Genomic DNA, 18,002 nt, shown 5'->3' with positions numbered 1-18,002 from the left:
CGTCAAGCGCCCCTGCGTGCAATCATATGTGATCTGACAGCTTTGCGCAGCGGGTGTTGACTTCGATTTCCACCAGCAAGGAGCCGACAGCCATGGCCATCGAATCCCGTATCCGCGAGCTTGGATCCCGTCATGAGAACCTCGACCGCACGATTCAGGAGGAGACCCGTCGTCCCGTCAGCGACAGCACCCGGCTTCGGGAGCTGAAGCGGCAAAAGCTCAGGCTCAAGGAGGAGATCGAAGGCCTCAGGGCCCGACTTCACTAGCCGCCTCTTCGTCATCGCCGAAGGCGGTGGCGACTTGAGGAGGCCGAAATCGAAAAAGGCCCGTCCGGCGGAAGCAGGACGGGCCTTTTGCTTGGTCGCGGCGCCGTGCGTCCTTCGAGGCCCGCTGTGCGGGCGCCTCAGGATGAGGAATTCAGAAGCCGCCCAAGTCCCTCATCCTGAGGTGCGAGCCATAGGCGAGCCTCGAAGGACGCACTGCGGCTTCCGCCGGGCCGATCAGTCCTCGTCGTCCTCGTCCTCGTCGGGCACGTAGGTCGACTTGCCGAACACGTCCTCGGCCTTGGGCTCGATGCGGCCCTTGCGGATCGCGGCCTCTTCCTCGTCGTGGTCGTCGGGCAGGGCTCCGGTCTCGGCGGCCGGGCGCAGGGTCGGGTCCTCGGGCAGGATGCCCTTCTTGAGGTCGTCCTTGGCCTTCTTCTCGGCGGCCTTCTTGACCAGGGCGTCGAGTTCCAGCTGGCCGACCAGGCCCAGGGTCACCGGGTCGACCGGCTTGATGTTGGCCGCGTTCCAGTGGGTGCGGTTGCGCACCTGCTCGATGGTCGACTTGGTGGTGCCCAGGAGCTTGGAGATCTGGGCGTCGGTCACCTCGGGGTGGTGGCGCAGGAACCAGGCGATGGCGTCCGGACGGTCCTGGCGGCGCGACACCGGAGTGTAGCGCGGGGCCTTCTTCTGCGGCTTCAGCAGTTCGGCATGGCGGCTGACCTGGGCCTTCATGCGGTACTTGTCGTTGGCCTGGGCCTTGTCCAGCTCTTCGCGGGTCAGCTGGCCGTTGCCCATCGGGTCGGCGCCGCGAATGTCGCGCGCGACCTCGCCGTCGGCGATGCCGCTGACTTCCAGCGGGTGCAGGCCGCAGAAATCGGCGATCTGTTCAAAGGTCAGCGACGTGTTTTCCACGAGCCAGACGGCCGTCGCCTTGGGCATCAGGATGTCGGACATGCGGTCCTCCAGAAATGACGGCGCCCGACCTTGCGGCCGGGCGGGATGTTCAGCCTGGAGCTATAATGCGGTTCTTGCGGAAAGGGAACGGGGGATGGGAGGGACTTGGGAATCCATCGCCGGATCAAGACCGCGCCGGCCTGCGCGTCTATTTCTTGGCCCGGACCGCGACGCCCATCACCTCGAAATGCGCGCCGCCCAGCAGATGGTCGACGCCGAGGAAGGCGCGGGCGGGAAGCGGGCCCTTGAAGTAGGTCCGGTATACCTCGTTGAACGCCCCGTAATAGGACAGGTCGCTGCAGAAGACCTGCACCCAGACCAGGTCGTCCATGGTCAGACCCGCGCCTTCGACATTGCGCTTGATGTTGTCGAGCACCAGCTTGGCGCCGTCCTTGGGATCGGCGGGCGGCTTGCCGGTGGCCCGGTCCATGTCGGTCGTGCCGGACACATAGAGCGTGTCTCCGGCCATCACCGCGCCGCTGAACGCCGGCCCCGCCATGCCGGGCGTCGTCGCGCCCGCCGGCATGGCGCCGGCGGCCGGGAAATGGGTGACCGCGGTTTCGGCGCGCGCGGCGATCGGCAGGAGCATCAGGGCGGCCGCCACCGTCAGGACTGGTTTCATCGTGATCCTCCGCATGGGCGCACATCCCATGCGGACTTATACGCCGCGGCGGGCGGCAGAGGGCTTGGGCCAGGCTCGCCGGCGCAGTCGTCGATCGTTTCCGGCGCGACTGCCCGTCCTTCAACCACCGACGCCGCTGTTCGGGGCGATCAGGCGTCCCGGTTTCCGCCGCCGACCAGGGCGATCAGCTTGTCGGCGTCCTGCGGCGCGGCGCTCTTCACGTCGTTGTCGAAATAGTTGAACACCGTCCGGCCGGCCTTGGCCTGTTCGGCGATCCATTGCGCCCAGGCCTTCAACTCGGCGTCGGAATAGCGTCCGTGATAATGGCCGCCCGGCCCATGGCCGCGGACATAGGCGAAGTCGGCGGTGGCCAGCCAGGGCGAGGGGGCGTCGTGGTGGTCGGAGACGCAGAAGGCGACGCCATGGTCGCGCAGCACCGCATAGACCGCCTCGTCGTACCAACTGGCATGGCGGAACTCGACCGTGACCGGCTGACCCTTCGGCAGCCAGCCGAGGAACCGCTTCAGCCGCTCGTCGTCGCGGCGCAGCGACGGCGGCAACTGCACCAGGGCCGGACCGCGATGGTCGCCCAGCGGCTTCATGCGGCCGAACACCAGGTCGACGCTGTCCTCGCAGTCCTTCAGCTTCTTGTTGTGGGTGATGTAGCGCGAGACCTTCCAGGCGAACAGGAAGCCCTCGGGCGCCTGGGCGGCCCAGGACGCCACCGCCTTCTCCGACGGCAGGCGATAGAAGCTGCCGTTGATCTCGGTGGTGTCGAAACGGGTGACATAATAGGCCAGCCGGTCCTTCAGCTTCACCGTCTCGGGATAGAACGGCCCCTTCCAGTCGTCATAGGTCCAGCCGGAACAGCCGATGCGGGGGCGGGGGTGGGGCATGCCTCCTGAACGCCGAGGTTGTCGGCGAGGTTCAGCGCCGCGGACTCTAGCCGGGCGGCCCCGCCGCGTAGGGCCGCAGTTCCTCGCCCAGCTCGGCGTTCCGGGCCTCGCGTTCGCGTGCCGCCGCCTCGTCGTACAGGAACGGCAGAAAAGCGAAGCGCCGGCCGGAGGTGATCGGATCGACCATGTGCAGCAGCGAACATGAGAACACCACCGCGCCGCCGGTCGGGGCGCGATAGCGTCGCGGGCCGAATTCCGGGAACGACAGGTCGCCACCCTCGTAGTCTTCGGCGTTGAGATTGATGGTCACGGCGAAGCGCCGATGGGCGGTGCCGGCCGTGGTGTTGTCGCGGTGCGGCCGGAAGTGGCCGCCTTCGGCCGCGTCATAGCAGCCGACCAGATAGCGCTCCATCCGACTGGCCTGGAACTGGAAAGCCTTGGCCACCTCGGGAACGATCCGTTCGCGGACTCGACGGGCGACGGCGGCCTTCATCTCGGGATCGATCAGATCGCGGTCGCGGCGCAGTTTGTGCGACGGATCGAGGATCAGCCGCGTGCGGCCGTTGATGTCACGCATGAATCCGGAAGCCTCGCCGCCCTCAGCCTCATGGATATCGATCAGTTGGCGGCAAAGAGCCGGTTCGAAAACCCGAGGCAGGATCAGCACCGGCGCATGCAGGTCGATCCCGGCATGGCTCGCGGGGTCAGGCGCTGCGGCGATGAAGTCGAGCACCGCGGTTGTCTCGGTGATCGCCGCCTTGAAGAGGCAGCGCAGCTGGGGATCGAGCACCAGCCAGAACGGGCGATAGGCCACCGCGTCCTTGGTCTGGTTGGCCGGCGAGGAGGCGTGCGCCGCCGCGCCGTACAGTCGGCTGAGGGCCAGGTCGACGTCCCAGAACCAGCGAAGACCGGGCAAGCTCTCGCCGACCCGGCGGTGGGCCTCGTCGGCCGGATCGATGCTGATTCCGAAAAACGACGCCTTCAGGTCGTCAAACAGCGCTCGCCGCCGCATCACTTCGGCCAGGGCGGCGGCCGCCAGCGGATGTTCGGCGGAGCCCGCAAAACAGAGGGCGACATAACGGCCGGCGGTCGTGTGGAAGCTGAATCGAGGGTTGGAGGTCGAGCGCGCGACGAACCAGGGCGCCGGCTCGCCCACGGCGGGACCGGGCAGTGCCCCGGCGGTGGTCCCAACGATCATGGCAGCAGCACCACCTTGCCCACGTGCTCTCCGGCTTCCAGGTGAGCATGGGCCTTGGCGGCCTCCCCCAGCGGGAAGGTGGCGTCGATCACCGGCTTCAGCTGGCCCGCCGCGATCCAGGGCCAGACCACCCGTTCGACCTCGCTCGCCAGCCGCGCCTTTTCATCGGCCGGGCGGGGCCGCAGGGTCGAGCCGGTGATCACCGCGCGCTTCTGCATGATCTTCATCACCGGGACCTCCAGCACCGGCCCGGCCAGGGCGGCGATGTAGATGATGCGGCCGCCGGGGTTCAGGGCGTCGAGGTTGCGGTCGAAATAGCTGGCCCCGACCATGTCGAGCACCACGTCGACGCCGCCGGCCGCCCTGGCGACCGCTGCGAAATCCTCGGTCTTGGCGTCGACGGCGATGTCGGCGCCCAGGGCCAGGGCCTGGGCCTTCTTTTCGGCCCCGCGGCCGGTGGCGATCACGCGGGCGCCGTGAGCCTTGGCCATGGCGATCGCCGTTGTCCCGATACCGGACGTCCCGCCATGAATCAGCAGCGTCTCGCCAGGCTTGAGCGCGCCATGTTCGAACACATTGGCGAAGACGGTGAACACCGTCTCGGGCAGGGCGGCGGCGTGGGCGAAATCCAGGTCGCCGGGGATCGGCAGGGCGTGGCGGGCGTCGACCACGGCGTATTGCGCATAGCCGCCGCCGCCCAGCAGGGCGCAGACCTTGTCGCCGGCTCGCCAACGTCCCGATCCGGTCGCCACCTCGCCGGCGACCTCCAGGCCCAGGGTGGCTGGCGCGCCGGGCGGCGGCGGGTAGTAGCCCAGGCGCTGCAACAGGTCCGGCCGGTTGACCCCGGCGGCCCGCACCCGGATCAGGATCTGGCCGGGACCCGGCTCGGGACGGGTGACGGTCTCCGGGCGCAGGGCGTCGGCCGGGCCCTTGCCGCCCTCTATGGCGATGGCGGTCATGGTCTGCGGCAGGTCGGACATGGGCGGAGATCCCGTGAGGCTTGCGTCACGCCCTTGGTAGGCGTCAGATGGCGGCTCGAAAAGGGTCGAGCAAAGGGAGACCGATCCGATGCTGGAAGAACCGGTCGAGCCGCGCGCCTTCAGGGGCGACGCTCTGAACGCCGCCACGCACGAAGATCTGGACACGTACGGAGTCGCCGAACTGGAGGAGCGGATCGAGGCGTTGGAGGCCGAGATCGCCCGCACGCGCGGCCAGCTTTCCAAGAAGAAGGCCGGCCGCGACGCGGCCAATGCGCTGTTTGGTCGCCTGGACTAACGAACGGTTTACGCTACAGGCGGAATCTCGGGACGCCTGACTCGACATTCGAAATGGGGGAGGCGGTCGCGAAACGGCACGTTCGCGTCTGGCACGGGGGTTGCAGTCCCTCGGATCAGGCGAGACCGTCTCGCGGCCTTTCGAAGGGGCATTGAGTAGCTATGACCGAGTTGAACATGACGGCGGCCCCGTGGCGGGCCGGAGTCATCCAGGACTTCGCCCGCTCCGAGCTCTTCGACCGCACCTTCGAGGAGGGCATGACCCTGGTGGAGGAGACCGCCGCCTATCTCGACGGCGCCGGCCGCCACGACAGCAAGCTGCTCTCGCGCAACGCCGCTCTGGCCTACGCCAGCGAGAGCATGCGCCTGACCACCCGGCTGATGCAGGTGGCCTCCTGGCTGCTGGTCCAGCGCGCCGTCAAGGAAGGCGACATGGCCGCCGAGGCGGCCTGCGCCGAGAACTATCGCCTGGGCGAAGAGAGCGAGCCGGCCGCCGCCGTCGAGGACCTGCCGTTCGGCCTGGTCAACCTGTTGCAGCGCTCTGAGCGGCTGTACGACCGGGTGCGCCACCTCGACAAGCGCATGTATGTGGAAGCGACGACCGAAGAGGCCCCGCGCCCGGTCCAGGCCCAGTTCGACCGGCTCAGCGCCGCGTTCGGGGCGGCCTGAAACGCTGATCCCCTAAGCCACCTTCACCCGCGCCGCGCTCTCCGGCAGGTCGGTCCCGAACGCGCGCTGGTAGAATTCCGCCACCGTCGCGCGCTCCAGCTCGTCGCACTTGTTCAGGAAGGTCAGGCGGAACGCCAGGCCGATGTCCTTGTCGAAGATCTCGGCGTTCTGGGCCCAGGTGATCACCGTCCGCGGGCTCATGACCGTCGAGATGTCGCCGTTCATGAAGGCGTTGCGGGTCATGTCGGCGACGCGGACCATGGCGGCCAGGGTGCGCTTGCCCTCGGGCGTGTCGTAAGACGGGTTCTTGGCCAGGACGATGGCGGCCTCGACGTCGTGGTCGAGATAGTTGAGCGTCGTGACGATGCTCCAGCGATCCATCTGGCCTTGGTTGATCTGCTGGGTGCCGTGATAGAGCCCCGTGGTGTCGCCCAGGCCGATGGTGTTGGTCGTGCTGAACAGCCGGAAATAGGGGTTGGCGCGGATCACCCGGTTCTGGTCGAGCAGGGTCAGCTTGCCGCCGGCCTCCAGCACGCGCTGGATCACGAACATCACGTCGGGGCGGCCGGCGTCATACTCGTCGAACACCAGGGCGATCGGACGCTGCAGGGCCCAGGGCAGGATGCCTTCGCGGAATTCGGTGACCTGCTTGCCGTCCTTCAGGACGATGGCGTCCTTGCCGACCAGGTCGATGCGGCTGACATGGCTGTCGAGGTTCACGCGCACCAGCGGCCAGTTCAGCCGGGCGGCGATCTGCTCGATGTGGGTCGACTTGCCGGTGCCGTGATAGCCCTGGACCATCACCCGGCGATCGTTGGCGAAGCCGGCGCAGATCGCCTTGGTGGTCTGCGGGTCGAACTTGTAGGCGGTGTCGACCTCCGGGACGTGGGCGTCGCGGTGGGTGAAGGCCGGAACCTTCATGTCGCTGTCGACGCCGAAGGCGTCGCGAAGCGTGACCCACTTGTCGGGGGCCAGGGTGATCAGGGGATCGGCGGCGTGGCTGTCGGCGAGTTCGGGCATGGCCCCCGATTAACGCTTCGACATGGGGGAGGGGAAGGGGCGAGGCGGCCCTGACCCCGAAAAAAGCAATCGTCCCGGACGGCGGGGCCGGCCGGGACGATCGGTTGAGGGCCGGGAGGCCCGTTCGAACTCTAGTTGTTGGCGATGATCACCGACATGATCAGGCCGGTGGCGACGGCGGCCAGGATGTAGCGGTCGTCGACCCGCTGCCAGCGATAGCCGCGGGGCGGAGCGCGCAGGCCGTGGCGGCGCCAGTCGCTGACATAGTAGCGGTTGTCGCGATAGCGGGCGTCCAGGCGCTGGCCGCGTTCCCAGCGGCGATAGTCGTGGCGCGCGTCGCGGCGGTCATGACGTTCGTCACGACGGTCATGACGCTCGTCGCGACGGTCCCAGCGTTCGTCCCGGCGATCATGGCGATCGTCGTGGCGCTGTTCGTAGCGGTTGTCGTCGTGGCGCTGGCCGGCGGCCATGGCCGTGCCCGAGAGCGCCGTGCCGGCCAGCAGGCTGGCGGCCAGGGTGATGGTGATCAGACGCTTCATGGCGAAATCCTTTCCAATCCAATTCTGTGCCGGTTGGGCCCGGCTGAACCTCTTCTTCGCAGGTTGGACACTAGCGAAAGCCATTTTGACCTCACATGAACGGGACTGGTCAGGAACGGTTCATGTTTCATTTAGGAAATATTTCCATTGCTCCTGGGGAATACTTGACGGCGCCAATCCGGCCCGTGGAGCGTTGATCCGTCGATGAACCGTCCGCCCCTCCTCGATCTCCGCCGCGACCTGCCCCGCCTGGTCTCGGCCGCGCGTGGGGAACTGGGGGCCGTCGTCGCCCTGCTGATCCTGGCGGCCGGGACCTTGGCGTTCCTGCACCTGTCGGAGGAGGTGGGCGAGGGCGACACGCGGCGGTTCGACCTCGGCGTGCTGCAGGCCCTGCGCGCGCCAGGCGACCCGCACGTGCTGGTCGGGCCCAAATGGCTGCACATCGCCGCCACCGACGTGACCGCCCTCGGCTCGGTGACGGTGCTGGGCCTGTTCGTGCTGATGGCCCTGGCCCTGCTGCTCAGCCTTCGGCGCTGGAGCGAGGCGCTGGTGGTGCTGGTCGGGGCGGTCGGCGGCGTGGAGATCAGCCAGGCGCTCAAGCACCTGTTCCTGCGCGAGCGGCCGGACCTGGCCTATCGCGCGGTCGAGGCGGCCAATCCCAGCTTCCCGTCCGGCCACGCCATGTTGTCGGCTGTGGTGTTCCTGACCCTGGGGACCCTGGCCGCGCGCTTTGCGCCGCGCCGGCGGATCAAGGTCCTGGCCCTGGGCTCGGCCGTGCTGCTCAGCCTGCTGGTCGGCGCCTCGCGGATCTATCTGGGCGTCCACTGGACCAGCGACGTTCTGGCCGGCTGGAGCATGGGCGCGGCCTGGGCCATGGCCTGCTGGCTTGCCGCCTGGGCCTGGGGGCGGCGATTTCCCAAACCTCCACTCATCCCGGCGAAGACCGGGACCCAAGCCGAGCCTCAGAACGAGAACGACTCGCCCAAGTGATCGAGCAGATCGACCCAGCCTGGGTTCATCGCCTCGATAGGCAGTCCAGCCCCTACCCCGCCAGTCCCGACTTCTGCAGGGTCTTGTAGGCCTTGATCACCCGCTGCAGCTTGTGTTCAGCGCTGCGGTCGCCGCCGTTCATGTCCGGGTGGCAGCGCTTGAGCAGGTCCTTGTAGCGGGCGCGGATGGCGGCGGCGTCGGCGGTGGCGTCCAGGTCGAGGTCGGCCAGGGCGGTGCGCTCCAGCTTGCCCAGGCGACGCTCATGGGCGGCCTTGTCGGCCTCGGCCCGGCGCTGCTGGGCGCGGAACAGGCCGAACGGGTCGTTGAGGTGGCGGGCGTCGCGGGCGGCGGCGGCGGCGGCCTCGCGCGAGCGGCTGTCGGCCTTCATGCTCCAGGTCGGCCGGCCGCCGGTCATCTTCTCCTGCTCCTGCTGGGCGCGGATCTGACCCTCGCTCATGCCGGCGTAGAAGTTCCAGTTCTTGTTATAGTCGGCCGCGTGCTTCTGGCAGAACCAGTAATAGGCCCCCGGCAGGTCGCGCGACTTGGGCGCCTTGGTCACACCCGCCACCCGGCAGTCGGGATGCTCGCAGCGTTTTTCGCCCGGTTTCAGGGCGAAGACATCGTTCTCCCGCGCGGCCTCCTCCGGGGTTTTCGGGGGGCGGACACGGATGTCGAAAAACTTGGGGCGATATTCGAAATCGGCGCTCATGGCGCTTAGAGTAAGCCGGAGCTATTTCCGTTCAAGGATTGACAAGCAAGGAACCGCCATGGGCGCCGTCTCAGAGGCCATCGCCGCCAAATTGACCACCGCTTTTTCGCCCACCCGGCTGGAGGTGGTCGACGACAGCGACCGCCACCATGGCCACGCCGGACACCGCCCGGGCGGCGAGAGCCACTTCAACCTGGTGATCGAGGCCCAGGCCTTTGCCGGCAAGGGACGGGTGATGCGCCAGCGGCTGATTCACCAGGCCTTGGCCGAGGAACTGGCGGGCCCGGTGCACGCCCTTTCGATCGTCGCCAAGGCGCCCGGCGAGGCCTGACGGAGAACCCAAAACAGGGCTTGCAAGCGGGGCCCGCGACTGATTGCCTCTGCGCCCGGCGCAGCCTGCCGGAGAGGCGGATTCCGGCATGAGCGCACGAGAAACACCCCCGTCCGAGGCGGAACTGGCGGCGGCGATGCCGGCCTTGCTGGCCCGCGCCTACGCTCCCTATTCGAAATTCACCGTCGCTGCCGTGGTGATCGACGAAGACGGCCGGGCCCATCTGGGGGTCAATGTCGAGAACGCCGCCTATCCGTCGGGCGCCTGCGCCGAACAGACGGCGATCGGGGCGATGGTCACGGCCGGCGGCCGGCGAATCGCCCGGGTGCTGCTCGCCGCCGGCTCCAACGCCGTCGTCCAGCCCTGCGGCGCCTGCCGCCAGCGCATCGCCGAATTCGCCGATGAGACCTGCGAGATCGTCACCGTCCAGGACGGCCGCCCGACCCGCCGCACGCCGTTCTGGAGCCTTCTGCCGGAGTCGTTCGGGCCGGGGGATCTGGGGTGAAGGGGCAGTCTTAGAGACCGTCCGTGCTGACAGCCGCGCGTTAAACGCGAACAGATTGATCGTCTTAATGCCCGACAGCTCGCCATGCCGTTGAGGTGAAATGCGCCAATCCGCCAGCGTTCGCCAATGCGGACGATTACCTCGGACGGCATCCAGGCGGAATGCAGGGACCATCGAAAAATGTCTCTCGCGACCGAGGCTGTGGTTCGCCAGCGTCTGCTGCCTGTGAACTGATTTTGCCCAGGGTGAGGGTAAAAAGCCACAGCTTGATGCAAACGTGACGAAAATGCGTCTGCAATGTTGCGACTTTTGGTCGACACGTGGTCAAAACGTAGCGCGCCGTGCGTCCGAGGGGGGCTGGGCGACATCATCGATTTCGATGTGCTGATGAGGGGACCCAAACTTGACCGCCAGTCGTACCTATCTGCTCAACACCACCATCATCGCTGGCCTGACGGTTGCGGCCGCAATCGGCGCGCCCGCCGCGGCGCTCGCCCAGGCCACCACCACTGCGAGCAAGCCAGCTGCGGCCGATGAGCCCGCAGAGGTTGAAGCCGTGGTCGTTACCGGCTCGCGCATCAAGCGCAACGCGTACACCAGCCCCGATCCGATCCAGGTGATCTCGGCTGCGCAAGGACAATTGGCGGGCATCTCGAGCACTGCGGGGCTGCTGCAGTCCTCGACCATCGCCTCGGGTTCGCCGCAGATCACCTCGGCCATTTCGAGCGCCTTCGTCACCGACGGCGGCCCCGGTTCTGAAACCGTCTCGCTGCGCGGCCTGGGCGCCAATCGCACCCTGGTGTTGCTGAACGGCCGTCGCGCCGGTCCGGCCGGCGTGCGCGGCGGCGTGTCCGCCTTCGACCTGAACGTCCTGCCGCTGTCGTCCATCGACCGGGTCGAGATCCTGAAGGACGGCGCCTCGTCGATCTATGGTTCCGACGCCGTCGCCGGCGTCGTCAACATCATCACCAAGCGCGACACCGACGGCGTGAATGTCGAAATGTTCACGACCCAGCCCCAGAAGAAAGGCGGCGAGGAATTCCACGCCAGCGCCAACTGGGGCAAGACGTTCTCGCGCGGCTTCTTCAATATCACCTACGACTATTACAAGAAGCAGGAACAATCGAACGGTCAACGCAACTACACCAACTGCGGCCAATCCTATATCTTCGACGCACAGGGCAAGCGCAAAGACACCATCGATCCGCGCACCGGCAAGACCCAGTGCCGCGACCTGCTGTATGATCAGGTCTGGCTCTATGATTATCCCGATTTCAACGGGCGCAATGGCAAGATCCAGTACGATTATTCCGGCACCCTGGGTCAATTCATTCCGCAGACCCCGGCGAACCCGGTCGATGGCGGCTATCCGGGCCTGCCGCCCGGCTTCTTCATCGTCGGCGACAGTCTTGATCCTGCCAACCCCGACATGGGCGTGCTGGACTACAACAGCCCATTCAACCTAGCCGCTTCGCTGACCCCCCGCACCGAGCGCAACACGATCTACGCCCAGGGCTCGTTCGACATCACCAGCAGCGTCGAAGCCTATGGCGAAGTGCTGCTGAACCGCCGGACCACCAAGACCAACGGCTATCGTCAATTCTGGACCTATCTCTACACCGAAGACCTTGGCGATCCCTTCAGCGCCGGCTTCACCGGCGATTTCGTGCTCAGTCCGACCCCGGTCACCAACCTCAACCGTACGGGCCAGAAAGTCGATTACCAGCGCTATGTCGGCGGTCTGCGCGGCGACTTCGGCGGCGTCGAGTTCCTGAAAGGCTGGGACTGGGACATCTTCGCCCAGTACAGCCACTCCAAGGGCGAGTACTCCCACGACGTCATCCTGAATGACGCCGTCAACAGTGCCGACGGTCGCGTCGACGCCGATCCGTTGGATCCCGATACCTGGGGATACGGCCTGGGCCAAGCCAACTCGATTCCGCGCCCGACCGCCTCGTGCGTGGGCTACAAGACGCCGGTCAGCAACCGCGACTGCGTGGATGTCAACTGGATGTCGGCCGACTTCCTGGCCGGCAAGTACACCGACGCCGAGAAGGCCTTCCTCTTCGACACTGAGACCGGCAGGACTATCTACAAGCAGTTCACGGTCGAAGGTTCGGCCTCGGGCGACCTGTTCAAGCTGCCGGCCGGCATGGTCGGAGCCGCCGTCGGCGCCGTCTATCGTCGCGATGAGATCAATGACACCCCAGGCCCCATCACCATGGCGGGCAACATCTGGGGCGACTCGACCTCGGGCGTCACCGCGGGCAAGGACAAGACCAAGGAAATCTACGGCGAACTGAGCGTGCCGATCTTTAAGGATCTGCCGTTCGCCCAGAAGGTCGACCTGTCGCTCTCGGGCCGCTACACCGACGTCGACTCCTACGGCAGCGATAAAACCTACAAGGTCGGTCTGAACTGGCAGCTGATCTCCTCGCTGCGTCTGCGCGCCACCAAGGGCACTTCGTTCCGGGCGCCGGCCCTGTTCGAGCTCTACAAGAACGCCGAGACAGGCTTCAAGTCGCAGCGCTCGATCGACCCCTGCATTCGCTGGCAGGCGAATCTGGCCGCCGGCAACATTACCCAGCGCGTCGCCGACCACTGCGCCGCCGACGGCATTCCACCCGCCTATACGGGCTCCGGCGCCCAGGCGACCGTCACCTCGGGCGGCGGGGCGGGTTCGCTTGAGGCCGAAACCTCCGACGCGGTGACCTACGGCGTGATCTGGACTCCCAAATTCGCCGACCTGAACGTTGCGCTGGACTATTTCGACATCCAGGTGAACAACGAAATCACCCTGCTGGGCGCGGACCGGATCATTGGCGGCTGCTATAAGTCGACGTCTTTCCCCACTGACAAGCTGTGCTCGCTGTTCACGCGCAACCAGTCCCACCTGATCGCCACCGTCACCGACAACTACCTGAATATCGCCGAGCAAAAGAACCGCGGCATCGATCTGACGGTCAATTACGCGCACGATCTGCCGTGGGACAGCAAGCTGTCGGTTGAGCTGCAATCGACCTGGCAGTTGAAGGACACCCAGGCGCTGTTCGCCGATGACGTTAAGGACACCAACGGCTTCGTCGGCGATCCGGACTGGACCGGTCAACTGAACTTCACGTTCGAGAAGGGCGACTGGACCGCCTATTGGCGCGTGGACATGATCGGCAAGGGTTCGGACGCCGAGACCGAGCCGGACCACAACACGGCCGGCAACACCTTCTACAAGGTTCACACCGAGTTCACGGCCTATCACAACGTCTCGGTTCAGAAGAAGTTTGACAACATGACGCTGATGGGCGGTGTCGCGAACCTGTTCGGCGAAGACCCGCCGCAGGTCACCCTGTCGCAGGGCAAATACGACACCGTCGGCCGTTCGGTGCTGGCGTCGCAATATGACTATATCGGCCGCCGGCTGTTCGTGCGGATAACGGCTAAGTTCTGACCGAAGGATCTCCCTGTCTTCGGGCAGGGGTAGGTCTTGGCGGTCGCGGGATGTCAACGAGGCGTTTCGCGACCGTCGATCAGGTACTAGGTTTCAAGCGGCGGAGCGATCCGCCGCTTTTTTCTTGAGGTCGCCTCGATCGCGGCCGGATCAACGGGAACGTCGCGCGTGAACGCCATCATCCGAGGAAAGCCGGACAATCTCGACGCGATCGGCGCCCGCTTCGACCGTGCGACGCTCAGCCAACCGGTCTTGCTCAACAGCGTTCCCAAGGCCGGCACCCACCTGATCCGCAACATTCTGCGGATGTTCGTGGTCAAGGAGCAGCATTGGCCGGGGGAGTATGTTCAGCACGCGCTGCTGCGGCGCAGCCTTGCGGCCTTTTCCCAGGAACGGCCCTTCATCAGCTGGGGCCATCTGCTGTTCTCGGACGAGGCGGCGATCGCCCTGCGCAAGGTCCGTCACATCGTCCTGGTCCGCGATCCCTATGACTGGGTGCTGGCCCGCGCTCGCTTCTACCTCTCGGACGAGTTCCAGGGCACGATGAACCACATCAAGGGCGGCGCGGTGGCGCCCGAGGATGTGATGAACATGATGATCCTCGGCGTGAACGGCCAGGTGCCGACCCTGACCGACATCTACACCTATAACGCGGTCGCCTGGATGGGGACCCATGCGACGATCGTCCGCTACGAGGACATCGTCGAGGCCGTGGGCGACTTGGGGTCCAAGCGTTCGGAGGCGTTCTTCACCAAGCTGCTGAACGACTGCGGCGTCGATCTTCCGGCCGATTGGCGCGAGCGGGTCGAGGCCGGTGCCGACCGGCGCGAAAGCCGCACCGCCAGCGAGAATCTCAGCCTGGCGGTCGAGGTCCCCAAGACCCTGCCCGAGATCCAAAAGCGGCTGGTCGAGTTCCACGCCCCCGGCCTGCGCGCCCTGTTGGGCTATGGGTGAATCGACGAAAGCTCAAACCACCTGCGCCGCCAGCCCCTCCAGCACGCGCCGCAGGTCGGCCTCGCGGAAGGGTTTCTGCAACACGGTGGCGCCCTTGTGGCTTTCCGACAGGCCCGCTTCGCCATAGCCGCTGGCGAAGGCGAACGGCACACCGCGTTCCTTCAGGGCGTCGGCGACCGGGAAGATCGGCCGCCCGCCCAGATTGACGTCCAGCAGGGCGGCGTCGATGTCGGCCGCGCCGGCCAGGCGCAGGGCCTCGTCCAGTTCCGCCGCCGGTCCCACGACCACGCAGCCGAGGTCGAGCAGCATGTCCTCGACCAGCATGGAAACCAAAGCCTCGTCTTCGACCACCAGGACCTTGAGGGCGGTGAGGGTCTTCATGGTTCAGGGCTCCAGCGCACGGATCGGCGGCCTCTTGGCGGAGACGAGGCCCGGGCATCATAGGCTAGGTTGTCCCGAGCGCACAGCTTGCGCGCGAGACTCGGTTTCCCGATCACCTTGACCCAGCCTGTCACTCCGCCCCCCGCCGTCCACCGTCGGCATGTCCACCAACGTCCGTCTACGGTGATGGTTCCGCTTCGGCCATCCTGCCTCGGAAAGCTGCGCCGGTTCAAACGGAATGCGCCGAGAGCGAGCGGGCGGCGCGTCCCTGGCGCGATCCGCGATCAGCGGACGGCGTCGTCCAGGCGCCCGCTGATCCTCAGGGCGGTGACCTGGTTGCGCTGGCGGCGCAGCACCTGGAAGCGGTGGTGGTGGAAGATGAAGATCTGGCCGGGCTCGGGAATGGTCTGGGCCTCATGGATCACCAGGCCGGCGATGGTCACCGCCTCGCCCTCGGGCAGGCGCCAGTCCATGGCCCGGTTCAGGTCGCGCACGCTGACATGGCCGTCGACATGCACCGAGCCGTCGGCCTGGGGGCGCAGACCCTCGACCTTGGTGTCGTGCTCGTCCTCGATCTCGCCGACGATCTCCTCGAGGATGTCCTCCAGGGTCACCAAGCCCTGCAGGGCGCCGTATTCGTCGACCACCAGGGCGAAGTGGTTGCGGCGCTTGAGGAAGGCGTTGAGCTGGTCCTTGAGGTTGGTGGTGTCGGGGATGAACCAAGGCTCGCGCTGGATAGCGGCCACCTCGATGGCGTCGATGTCGCCGTCGGCGGCGGCCAGGGCGTGCAGCAGGTCGCGGGCGTGCAGCACCCCGACGATGTTGTCGGCGTTGTCCCGATAGAGCGGGATGCGGGTGTGCTGGGCCTCCAGGGCCTCGGCCACCAGCTCGCGGGCCGGCAGGTCGGCGTCGATCAGGGTGATCGACTTGCGGTGGACCATGATCTCCGAGACGTCCATGTCCGACAGGTCCAGCACCCCGCCGAGCATCCGCCGGTCGCCGCTTTCGACCCCGCCTTCAGAGTGGTGGTACTCGACCGCGCCGCGGATCTCCTCGTGGGCCGCCAGAACGTCGACCTCCATGGTCAGCTTGACGCCGAACAGCCGCAGGGTGCGGCGTACGATCCACTGGATGGTGTAGATGATCGGCCCGAACACCCGGACCACGATCAGGGTCGGGCCCGACAGGAAGCGGGCGACGTCGTCGGACTTCAGGATCGCCAGGGTCTTGGGCAGCACCTCGGCGAACACCAGGACCAGCACGGTCATGGTCGCCGTGGCGGCGGCAACGCCCCACGGGCCGGGGATGGCGGCGGTCAGCACTTGGGTGGCCAGGGCCGAGGCCAGGATGTTGACCAGGTTGTTGCCCAGCAGCACCGCCCCGATCATCGTCTCCTGGTCGGACAGCAGCTGGTTCACCCGCTTGGCCGGCCGGTCGCCCTCGCGCTCCAGCTGGTGCATCCGCGCCCGGCTGGCGGCGGTCAGCGACGTCTCGGCGGCCGAGAACAGGGCCGAGATCGCCAGCAGGGCGATGACGATGGGCGCAAGACCGAGGATGGCGGTGAGGATCATGGGAAGGTTGTACGCCGGCGGCGCGCGGCGGGGGAAGGCCGCGACCGATTTTGGACGCCCAACGCCGCCAAAACCGCTATTCAGGGCGCATGGAGCATAGACGCAGCATCCTCATCGTCGGCGGCGGCGCGGCGGGCTGGCTGACGGCGGCCTATCTGGCCAAGCACCTGCAGCTGGCCGAGCATGCACGCCTTGAGATTACGGTGCTGGAATCGCCCGACATCGGGATCATCGGCGTCGGCGAGGCGACCTTCCCGACCATCCGCAACACCCTGCAGTTCCTGGGCATCGACGAGGCGCGCTTCATCCGCGCGACCGCGGCCACCTTCAAGCAGGGCGTTCGCTTCAACGACTGGGCCCGGACGCCGGAGGACGGCGTCCACCACCATTTCTTCCATCCGTTCGAGGCGCCGTTTTCGACCGACGGGTCGAGCCTGGCGCCCTATTGGCTGCTGCAGGACGAGGCGACGCGGGCGCCGTTCGCCGAGGCGATGACGATCCAGTCGCGGGTCGCCGACGCCCAGCGCGCCCCCAAGCGCCCGCACGAGGGCAACTTCGCCGGCCCGCTGAACTACGCCTACCATTTCGACGCCGCGCGGCTGGCCGAGATCCTCGCCGAGCGGGCCGGCGAGCTCGGCGTGCGGCGTCTGCGGGGCCTGCTCAGCGGGGTCGAGCTCGATGCGACGGGGGCCATCGACCACGTGATCTCGGTCGAGCACGGCCGGCTCGAGGCCGATCTCTACATCGACTGCACGGGCTTTCGCGCCGAGCTGATCGGGCGGGCGATGAAGGCGCCGTTCAAGTCGGCGCGGCGCACCCTGTTCGCCGACCGGGCGATCACCTGCAAGATTCCCTATGACCGGCCGGACGCGCCGATCCAGAGCTACACCATCGCCGCCGCCCACCCGGCCGGCTGGACCTGGGACATCGGTCTCAACGGCGCCCGGGGGATCGGCTGCGTCTATTCCAGCGACCACCTCGACGATGCGGGGGCCGAGGCGATCCTGCGCGGCTATGTCGGCGACGCCGCCGCCGAGGCCGCGACGCGGCGGATCCCGTTCGAGGCCGGCTATCGCGAGAAGCCGTGGGTCAAGAACTGCGTGGCGGTCGGCCTGTCGGGCGGCTTCCTGGAGCCGCTGGAATCGACCGGCGTGGTGCTGATCGAGGCGGCGGTGGCGATGATCGCCGAGCTTTTTCCGCACAATGGCCCGATCGGCGCGCCGGCCTCGCGGTTCAACGAGCTGATGACCGCCCGCTACGACAACATCATCACCTTCCTGAAGCTGCACTATTGCATCAGCCAGCGGACCGAGCCGTTCTGGCGCGACAACGCCGCGGAGGCCTCGATCCCTGCACGGCTGGTCGACCTGCTGGAGCAGTGGCGCTACCGACCGCCGGCCCGGTTCGACTTTATCCTCGACCTGGAGACCTTCGCCTTCTTCAACTACCAGTACATCCTCTACGGCATGGGGTTCAAAACCGACCTGTCGCCGGGACGGGCCGAGTTTCCCAATGTGGCGGCGGCCGAGACGCTGTTTCGCAAGATCCGCGGCTTTGGCGAACGCGCCACCCAGGACCTGCCCAGCCACCGCGACCTGATCGCCCAGATCAACCGCTTCGGCTTCGATCGGGCCGTCGAACCCGCCTGAGGCCGGCCTGCGGACGGCGCGAAAAAAAG

The 18,002-nt window shown here is 67.0% G+C and carries 19 protein-coding genes; 9 read left to right on the top strand and 10 right to left on the bottom strand.

The features are described 5' to 3' along the window. The first annotated feature begins 92 nt into the window (after positions 1-92). Complete coding sequence (locus tag ACIPQB_RS01560) at positions 93-266, top strand: YdcH family protein (protein ID WP_446483433.1); 174 nt, start codon at positions 93-95, stop codon at positions 264-266. 234 nt (positions 267-500) lie between these two features. Here the strand turns inward: ACIPQB_RS01560 and ACIPQB_RS01555 are convergent, their stop codons facing one another. The 5 genes from ACIPQB_RS01555 to ACIPQB_RS01535 all read right to left on the bottom strand — a co-directional run bounded on the left by ACIPQB_RS01555 (position 501) and on the right by ACIPQB_RS01535 (position 4,907). Further along, positions 501-1,220, bottom strand: a complete 720-nt coding sequence (locus tag ACIPQB_RS01555) for a DUF1013 domain-containing protein (protein WP_446483432.1) — start codon at positions 1,218-1,220, stop codon at positions 501-503. A 148-nt stretch (positions 1,221-1,368) separates the two neighbouring features. After that, positions 1,369-1,842 carry a RidA family protein gene (locus tag ACIPQB_RS01550; RefSeq protein WP_446483431.1) on the bottom strand — a complete coding sequence of 158 codons (474 nt, stop codon included), beginning with the start codon at positions 1,840-1,842 and terminating at the stop codon, positions 1,369-1,371. 149 nt (positions 1,843-1,991) lie between these two features. Further along, positions 1,992-2,738: a DUF72 domain-containing protein gene (locus ACIPQB_RS01545; RefSeq protein ID WP_446483430.1), complete on the bottom strand. Its 747-nt coding sequence runs from the start codon at positions 2,736-2,738 to the stop codon at positions 1,992-1,994. Between the two features lie 46 nt (positions 2,739-2,784). Continuing rightward, positions 2,785-3,936 (bottom strand): 2OG-Fe(II) oxygenase, encoded by a 1,152-nt coding sequence (locus ACIPQB_RS01540; RefSeq protein ID WP_446483429.1) that lies wholly within the window; start codon positions 3,934-3,936, stop codon positions 2,785-2,787. Beyond that, complete coding sequence (locus ACIPQB_RS01535) at positions 3,933-4,907, bottom strand: NAD(P)H-quinone oxidoreductase (protein ID WP_446483970.1); 975 nt, start codon at positions 4,905-4,907, stop codon at positions 3,933-3,935. Before ACIPQB_RS01535 ends, ACIPQB_RS01540 begins: the two co-directional genes overlap by 4 nt. Positions 4,908-5,004: 97 nt before the next feature. Between ACIPQB_RS01535 and ACIPQB_RS01530 the strand changes: the two genes are divergently transcribed. Both ACIPQB_RS01530 and rcdA read left to right on the top strand, forming a co-directional pair. Further along, on the top strand, positions 5,005-5,211 hold the full coding sequence (locus ACIPQB_RS01530) for a DUF1192 domain-containing protein (protein WP_446483428.1): 207 nt from the start codon (positions 5,005-5,007) through the stop codon (positions 5,209-5,211). 161 nt (positions 5,212-5,372) lie between these two features. Continuing rightward, complete coding sequence (rcdA, locus tag ACIPQB_RS01525; RefSeq protein WP_446483427.1) at positions 5,373-5,879, top strand: protease adaptor protein RcdA; 507 nt, start codon at positions 5,373-5,375, stop codon at positions 5,877-5,879. Positions 5,880-5,891: 12 nt separating this feature from the next. On the opposite strand, the gene cobS is transcribed toward rcdA, so the two are convergent. After that, positions 5,892-6,899, bottom strand: coding sequence for a cobaltochelatase subunit CobS (gene cobS, locus ACIPQB_RS01520; RefSeq protein ID WP_446483426.1), 1,008 nt, complete (start codon positions 6,897-6,899; stop codon positions 5,892-5,894). Between the two features lie 131 nt (positions 6,900-7,030). After that, a complete protein-coding gene (locus tag ACIPQB_RS01515) occupies positions 7,031-7,438 on the bottom strand; it encodes an RcnB family protein (protein WP_446483425.1) in 408 nt (135 codons plus the stop codon). 204 nt (positions 7,439-7,642) lie between these two features. On the opposite strand from ACIPQB_RS01515, the gene ACIPQB_RS01510 reads away from it, so the two are divergent. Beyond that, positions 7,643-8,428 (top strand): phosphatase PAP2 family protein, encoded by a 786-nt coding sequence (locus ACIPQB_RS01510; RefSeq protein WP_446483424.1) that lies wholly within the window; start codon positions 7,643-7,645, stop codon positions 8,426-8,428. 52 nt (positions 8,429-8,480) lie between these two features. On the opposite strand, the gene ACIPQB_RS01505 is transcribed toward ACIPQB_RS01510, so the two are convergent. Continuing rightward, complete coding sequence (locus ACIPQB_RS01505; RefSeq protein WP_446483423.1) at positions 8,481-9,137, bottom strand: J domain-containing protein; 657 nt, start codon at positions 9,135-9,137, stop codon at positions 8,481-8,483. 58 nt (positions 9,138-9,195) lie between these two features. Here ACIPQB_RS01505 and ACIPQB_RS01500 point away from each other — a divergent pair, with 58 nt between their 5' ends. From ACIPQB_RS01500 to ACIPQB_RS01485, 4 genes are all read left to right on the top strand, one after another. After that, positions 9,196-9,468 (top strand): BolA family protein, encoded by a 273-nt coding sequence (locus ACIPQB_RS01500; RefSeq protein ID WP_446483422.1) that lies wholly within the window; start codon positions 9,196-9,198, stop codon positions 9,466-9,468. 88 nt (positions 9,469-9,556) lie between these two features. After that, positions 9,557-9,973 carry a cytidine deaminase gene (gene cdd / locus ACIPQB_RS01495; RefSeq protein WP_446483421.1) on the top strand — a complete coding sequence of 139 codons (417 nt, stop codon included), beginning with the start codon at positions 9,557-9,559 and terminating at the stop codon, positions 9,971-9,973. A 403-nt stretch (positions 9,974-10,376) separates the two neighbouring features. After that, complete coding sequence (locus ACIPQB_RS01490; protein WP_446483420.1) at positions 10,377-13,418, top strand: TonB-dependent receptor plug domain-containing protein; 3,042 nt, start codon at positions 10,377-10,379, stop codon at positions 13,416-13,418. 168 nt (positions 13,419-13,586) lie between these two features. After that, positions 13,587-14,372 (top strand): hypothetical protein, encoded by a 786-nt coding sequence (locus tag ACIPQB_RS01485; protein WP_446483419.1) that lies wholly within the window; start codon positions 13,587-13,589, stop codon positions 14,370-14,372. A gap of 12 nt (positions 14,373-14,384) precedes the next feature. On the opposite strand, the gene ACIPQB_RS01480 is transcribed toward ACIPQB_RS01485, so the two are convergent. Together ACIPQB_RS01480 and ACIPQB_RS01475 are read right to left on the bottom strand one after the other, a co-directional pair. Then, entirely contained in the window at positions 14,385-14,753 is a 369-nt protein-coding gene (locus tag ACIPQB_RS01480; protein WP_446483418.1) for a response regulator, read from the bottom strand. Between the two features lie 284 nt (positions 14,754-15,037). Next, positions 15,038-16,321 (bottom strand): HlyC/CorC family transporter, encoded by a 1,284-nt coding sequence (locus tag ACIPQB_RS01475; protein WP_446483969.1) that lies wholly within the window; start codon positions 16,319-16,321, stop codon positions 15,038-15,040. 92 nt (positions 16,322-16,413) lie between these two features. Between ACIPQB_RS01475 and ACIPQB_RS01470 the strand changes: the two genes are divergently transcribed. Then, complete coding sequence (locus ACIPQB_RS01470; RefSeq protein ID WP_446483417.1) at positions 16,414-17,973, top strand: tryptophan halogenase family protein; 1,560 nt, start codon at positions 16,414-16,416, stop codon at positions 17,971-17,973. The last annotated feature ends 29 nt before the right edge of the window (positions 17,974-18,002 follow it).

It is taken from the genome of Caulobacter sp. LARHSG274 (assembly GCF_052871235.1).
This window is presented reverse-complemented; position numbering and strand designations above follow the sequence as displayed.